This is a genomic window from Rothia sp. 27098_8_161 (assembly GCF_041432905.1).
GTDB lineage: Bacteria > Actinomycetota > Actinomycetes > Actinomycetales > Micrococcaceae > Rothia.
This window is the reverse complement of sequence record NZ_JAPWAL010000022.1, coordinates 26,442-32,441: the sequence shown is the minus strand read 5'-3', so window position 1 is coordinate 32,441 and position 6,000 is coordinate 26,442. Positions and strand designations below refer to the sequence as shown.

Genomic DNA, 6,000 nt, shown 5'->3' with positions numbered 1-6,000 from the left:
CCGAAGCTGCCGACCACCACTATTGGTTCTTTCCCGCAGACCGCTGAGATTCGCCGCCACCGTGCGGAGGCTCGTGCGGGCAAGATTTCCGCTGAGGAGCTGAACGGCTTCCTGCGTGACGAGATTGCTTCGGTCATCGCACTGCAGGAGGATCTGGACCTGGACGTGCTGGTTCACGGTGAGGCTGAGCGTAACGACATGGTTCAGTACTTCGCTGAGAATTTCGATGGTTTCGCAACCACCCGCCACGGCTGGGTTCAGTCCTATGGTTCGCGTTGCACTCGTCCCTCGATTCTGTTTGGTGACGTGAAGCGTCACGGTGATGGCCTGCGCGGTGAGGCGTTCACCGTTCCGTGGAGCTCCCACGCACAGTCGCTGACTGAGAAGCCGGTCAAGGGTATGCTCACCGGCCCGGTGACGATCCTGGCGTGGTCCTTCGTGCGTGACGACCAGCCGCGTCGCGAGACCGCTAACCAGGTGGCTCTGGCTCTTGCCGATGAGATTGCTGACCTGGAGCAGGCGGGCATCCGCATCATTCAGGTGGATGAGCCGGCTCTGCGTGAGTTGCTACCCTTGCGCCGCGATGAGCAGCCGCAGTACCTGGATTGGTCGGTGAATTCCTTCCGTCTGGCGACCAGTGGCGTGAAGGATTCCACTCAGATTCACACTCATCTGTGCTACTCGGAGTTCAACGAGATTATCGACTCGATTAATGCTCTGAATGCTGACGTGACCAGCATTGAGGCGGCTCGTTCGCACATGGAGTTGCTGGCTGACATTCCGGAGAGCTTCGTTTCCGGTTTGGGCCCGGGCGTGTGGGACATCCACTCCCCGCGTGTTCCTTCGCAGGATGAGATTGAGTCTCTGCTGAAGGCTGCGATTGGTTACGGTACCATTGCTGACCTGTGGGTGAACCCTGACTGTGGTTTGAAGACTCGTGATTACGAGGAGACCAAGCAGTCTTTGCATCACCTGGTAGCTGCTACGAAGGCTATTCGCGAATCCCTCTAGGAGTCGCCTATTGGTTCCGCTGCCTGCCGTGGGTTGACCGGATGATGGTTTGCTCGCGGTGACTTGCGGCAGGTGGCGGCTGTTCGGCTTCGTGCCGGTATGCGTACCGACTGTATGCCGAGCTTTTGGGGATAGATAACGGGCCCGCCCGCACGGATTCTTCTGCACCGTACGGGCGGGTTTTCCTGTGCTTATTGGCTACGTTTGTTGGATGCGCTGGTTTTCTGTACGGTTTTTGGGTGCAGGTTTGGTGTGGTGTTGGCTGTGGGCTGGTCTTAGTCGTGTTCAAGTGGTTTTCTTTTTGAACTTAGGGTATAAATTACTCTAAATTTAGTTGTGGTCTGACCAAAATATGCATTTACTCAACAGGAAAAGTATTTATATTCATTACGCCATATGCGGCACTGTTGCCCAGTAGACAGATGTGCATCACACATTTTCTAGACATCCCTGGAATTTCAAGGCTAGAACAGTATTTATAGAATAGTCACTCTGAATATTTGTTCACCTCCGTGAACAATTCAGTGAAAATATGCCCAATAGATTAGTATTTTTATAAGACCCCGCCTCTAGAATGCCAAACATGACTACTACCGCTTCATCAAAGAAGAAGAAGGGTTCCGTACCCCACTGGCTTGCCATTCCGGCGCCCAAGCCTCAACTCAGCGAAGCTGAAGTTTCTGCAAAGTACCCGCGCATGCGCCTGCAGGTCTTCATGGGCATTTTCATCGGTTATGCGACCTTCTACCTGATTCGTAACAACGTCCCGCTGGTCACCCCGATCCTGACCAAGGAGCTTGGCTTCAGCAACGCTGCAATCGGTGCACTGTCCACGGCGCTGCTGCTGGCTTACGGCTTCAGCAAGTTCTTCACCGCAATGATTTCTGACCGCTCTAATGCGCGTCTGTTCTTGCCGATTGGTCTGGTGCTTTCGGGTGTTGCAAACATTCTGCTGGCAATGACCGGTTACATGGGTGAAGGCGCGGGTGCAGCGGGCTACGGTGCGGCTATTGCCTCCATCATGGCGACCATTATGGTCTTCAACGGCATCTTCCAGGGCATGGGTTGGCCGCCCTCCGGCCGTGTGCTCGTGAACTGGTTCTCCACCAGCGAGCGCGGTACGAAGGTGTCCTGGTGGAACACCGCCCACAACGTTGGTGGTGCACTGTCCGGTCTGCTGGTTGCGTGGGGCTTCTCCCTGTTCGGCAAGACCTGGGAAGTTGCTTTCTGGTTCCCTGCTGTTATCAGCTTCGTTCTGGCGTTCGTCGCGTGGCTGCTTATTCGTGATAACCCCGAGGCGGAGGGCCTGCCCACCGTTGACGTGTACCGCAACGACCCGCACAAGGTTGAGTCCACCGCTGAGGATCGCGCAGAGTCCACTTGGACCACCATCCGTAAGCACGTGCTGACTAACTCGACTATGGTGTACCTGGCTCTGGCAAACGTGTTTGTCTACACTCTGCGTTACGGCGTGCTGGTGTGGGCACCGAAGTACCTGCACGATGTGCGTCACGCTTCCCTTGAGGGCGGTATTGCGGGCTTCTCAATTCTGGAACTTGCCGGTATTGGCGGCACCGTCCTGTGCGGTTACGTTTCTGACCGCATGTTCAAGGGTCGCCGCTCCCCCGCGGGTATCCTCTTCCTGATTGCAACTGTCGGTGCGATTCTGCTGTACTGGTTGCCCTCTTCGGATGCGCCGCTGTGGATTGCCTACGTTGCGTTAGCTCTGATTGGTGGCCTGATTTACGGCCCGGTCATGCTGATTGGTCTGCAGGCTATTGACCTGTCCCCCTCGCATGTTGCGGGTACCGCTGCGGGCTTCACCGGTCTGTTCGGTTACGCGCTGGGTGCAACCCTGGCTTCTGCTGGTATCGGCATTATTGTTGACCATTGGGGTTGGAGCACCGCGTTCGTCTTCATGATTGTGTGCTCGGGTCTGGCGGTTTTGTTCCTCTGGCTGGTTAATGGTGCTGAGAAGCGTCTGATGGCTGAGCGTGCAGAGAAGCTGGCAGCTCGGGCATAATTGCCCGATCTTTCGTGTAGGGAAGCCACACCTTTGCTGGTGAGTCACCATATGGTGGCTTGTCGGTAATCGTGTGGCTTCTTACGTTAAGAACCTAGAATGGAACCATGACTACTAACTCTGGAATCACTAAAGAATGGGTGGATGAAACCGTCAAGCCGGGCGACGATTTCTTCCGCCACGTCAACGGTAAGTGGCTGGCAACCCACGAAATCCCGGCGGACCGCCCCAAGGACGGCGGCCTGTACACCCTCCGCGATAACGCAGAGAAGCACGTGCGTGAGCTGGTGGAGAAGATCGCGAAGGAGCAGCCGGAGTCCCGTATTGGCGCACTCTACAACTCCTTCATGGACGTTGAGAAGATTGAGGCGGACGGCCTGGAACCTCTGCTGAAGGAAATCGCCCCGATTCTGAACTCGGCAACCCCCTCCCACCTGGCTGTAACCCTGGCACTGCTGTCTCGTGCGGGCCTGCCGCAGCTGTTCGCCTGGTACACCAGCAACGACCCGAAGGACCCGAAGAATTACACGTTCTTCCTGTACCAGTCGGGTCTGGGTCTGCCGGATGAATCCTACTACCGTGAAGAGAAGCATGAGCAGGCGTGCGCGGCGTATGTTGAGCATATTGCTCGCATGTTTGAGCTGACCGGTCTGGCTGAGGGCTTCGGCCTGACCCCGGAGCAGGCGGCTCAGCTGGTGTTCACTCACGAGTCTGAGCTGGCTCGTCTGCACTGGAACGTCGTGGAGAACCGTGACGCGGAGGCGACCTACAACCCGTACCAGGCGAACGAGCTGGACGAGAAGTTCCCCGGCTTCCCGTTCTCCCAGTGGCTACTGGCGCTCGGTGCCGACCCGGAGACCCTGGGTCAGGTTATTGTGGCTCAGCCGTCCTTCTTTGAGGGTGCGGCTAAGCTGTTCACCTCCATCCCGCTGATGAGCTGGAAGCTGTGGGCTGTGTGGACCGTTCTGCGTTCACGTGCGCCGTTCATGTACGACGAACTGGTTCAGGAGAGCTTCAACTTCTACGGCAAGACCCTCTCCGGTACCCAGCAGATTCGTGAGCGCTGGAAGCGCGGCGTGGGCGCTGTCGAGAAGGCTCTGGGTGAGGAGATTGGCCAGGAGTACGTGGCTGTACACTTCCCGCCTTCGCATAAGGAGAAGATGCTGGTTCTGGTCGGCAACCTCCTGGAGGCGTACCGCGAATCTATTGAGTCGCTGGACTGGATGACTGAGGCAACCCGTCAGAAGGCGTTGGAGAAGCTGTCGAAATTCGTCACCAAGATCGGTTACCCCGATAAGTGGCGTGACTTCTCCGCACTGGAGCTGGTGCCCGGTGACCTGTTTGAGAACCTGCGCCGTACCGGTGCGTTTGATGCTGACTGGCTGATTGCCCGTAAGGGTCAGCCGGTGGATAAGTCGGAGTGGCTGATGACTCCGCAGACTGTGAACGCGTACTACATGCCGCCGGCGAATGAGATTGTGTTCCCGGCAGCGATTCTGCAGCCGCCGTACTTCAACCCGGATGCTGACGACGCGGCGAACTACGGCAATATCGGCATGATTATTGGCCACGAGATTGGTCACGGTTTTGACGATCAGGGTTCCCGCTATGACGGTGACGGCAAGCTGGAGAGCTGGTGGACTGAGGAGGATTACGCGAAGTTCAAGGAGCGCACCTCCGCGCTGGTGGAGCAGTACAACGCGTACGTTCCGGTGGGTCTGGACCCGAAGTTCCACGTGAACGGTGAGCTGACTCTGGGCGAGAACATTGGCGACCTGGCTGGCATGTCGATTGCGTTGAAGGCGTACCGTCTGGCTTTGAAGAAGCAGGGCATTGAGTCGCTGGCTGACGCGCCGGTGATTGACGGTATGACCGGTATTCAGCGTTTCTTCTTCTCGAATGCTCGCGGCTGGTGCACGAAGTCCCGCCCGCAGCATGCTGAGGTGATGATTTCGGTGGATCCGCATTCGCCGGATGAGTTCCGTGTGAACGGTGTGGTGCGCAATATTGATGAGTTCTATGAGGCGTTTGGCGTCTCTGAGAGCGATGCACTGTACCTGGCTCCAAAGGAGCGCGTGCGTATCTGGTAGCACCTCGATAAGGGTATATGCTTTATTGAGCATATAAGTGAGGCGCCCGCCTCGTGGTTTTCGAGCCACGGGGCGGGCGCCTTTCTGTTGTAGAAACTACACGTTTCTAGACTACTGAACTTTAGGAGTCAGAAGACGAGGACGAAGCAGAAGCCGAGGAAGAGGAAGAGGAATAAGCACGCATACCGGTCAGCTTCCACGCACCGTTCTCGTACACGCCGTGCATGGTGCACTCCACCTCGTCCTTACGTTCCGCTTCAGAGGGAGCTTCCTGCACGCGGTCCTTGCTTGCAATAAACTCGCCGGGATCCATGGTCAGGCGAATATTCCAGTTGTAGGTGTCGCCCTCACGCTCGGGCTGCGGGGTGAGCATGGTGATGACAACGGACGCGTCGTGCATCCAGGCTTCACCCTTGATCAGCTTCTCACCGACGGTGCCGCTTTCCGGCTCAACCAGGTTCTTCAGCTCGGACTTGTCGATTGTATATTCACGCAGGGGTTCGGTCTTACCGGTGCGCATGTAGTATTCCAAGGCTGCGCCGAAGAACACAATGGACTGATACAGGCCCTCCACACTGTTCTCATTAGCGACGGCGGGCTTGGCCGCCCAAGTACATCCCCGAGCTTTTCGTAGAGTTCGGCGATTACAAGGACATGGATGCTCTCATCAAGGTCATCTGCTACACCCGCACGTACGAGATTGGCTCCCCGAAGCCAGGGAGTACCGACAGACCCCAGAGCACCAGCAGTGCATCCTTGATGCCTCATCTAAATAGTGTTAATTCAGATGTAGCACCGTATAGAGAAAGCCCCGAGGCCGAGAGTTCACTCTCTCAGCCACGGGGGCATCACCGTATCAGCGTGTCCTCACGCGGC

3 protein-coding genes and 1 pseudogene are annotated in these 6,000 nt (G+C 56.9%); 3 read left to right on the top strand and 1 reads right to left on the bottom strand.

The window, feature by feature from the left end; genetic code table 11:
* The 3 genes from metE to O3648_RS07440 all read left to right on the top strand — a co-directional run.
* Nucleotides 1-1,011: 5-methyltetrahydropteroyltriglutamate--homocysteine S-methyltransferase (metE, locus tag O3648_RS07450; RefSeq protein ID WP_371569368.1), on the top strand; the 1,011-nt coding region annotated here is incomplete at its 5' end.
* Between the two features lie 583 nt (nucleotides 1,012-1,594).
* Entirely contained in the window at nucleotides 1,595-3,034 is a 1,440-nt protein-coding gene (locus O3648_RS07445; RefSeq protein ID WP_279791285.1) for an MFS transporter, read from the top strand.
* Between the two features lie 107 nt (nucleotides 3,035-3,141).
* Nucleotides 3,142-5,124, top strand: coding sequence for a M13 family metallopeptidase (locus O3648_RS07440; protein ID WP_371569365.1), 1,983 nt, complete (start codon nucleotides 3,142-3,144; stop codon nucleotides 5,122-5,124).
* 121 nt (nucleotides 5,125-5,245) lie between these two features.
* Here the strand turns inward: O3648_RS07440 and O3648_RS07435 are convergent.
* Nucleotides 5,246-5,713 (bottom strand): annotated as a pseudogene (locus tag O3648_RS07435) (DUF6318 family protein); the annotation flags it as partial.
* Nucleotides 5,714-6,000 lie beyond the last annotated feature (287 nt).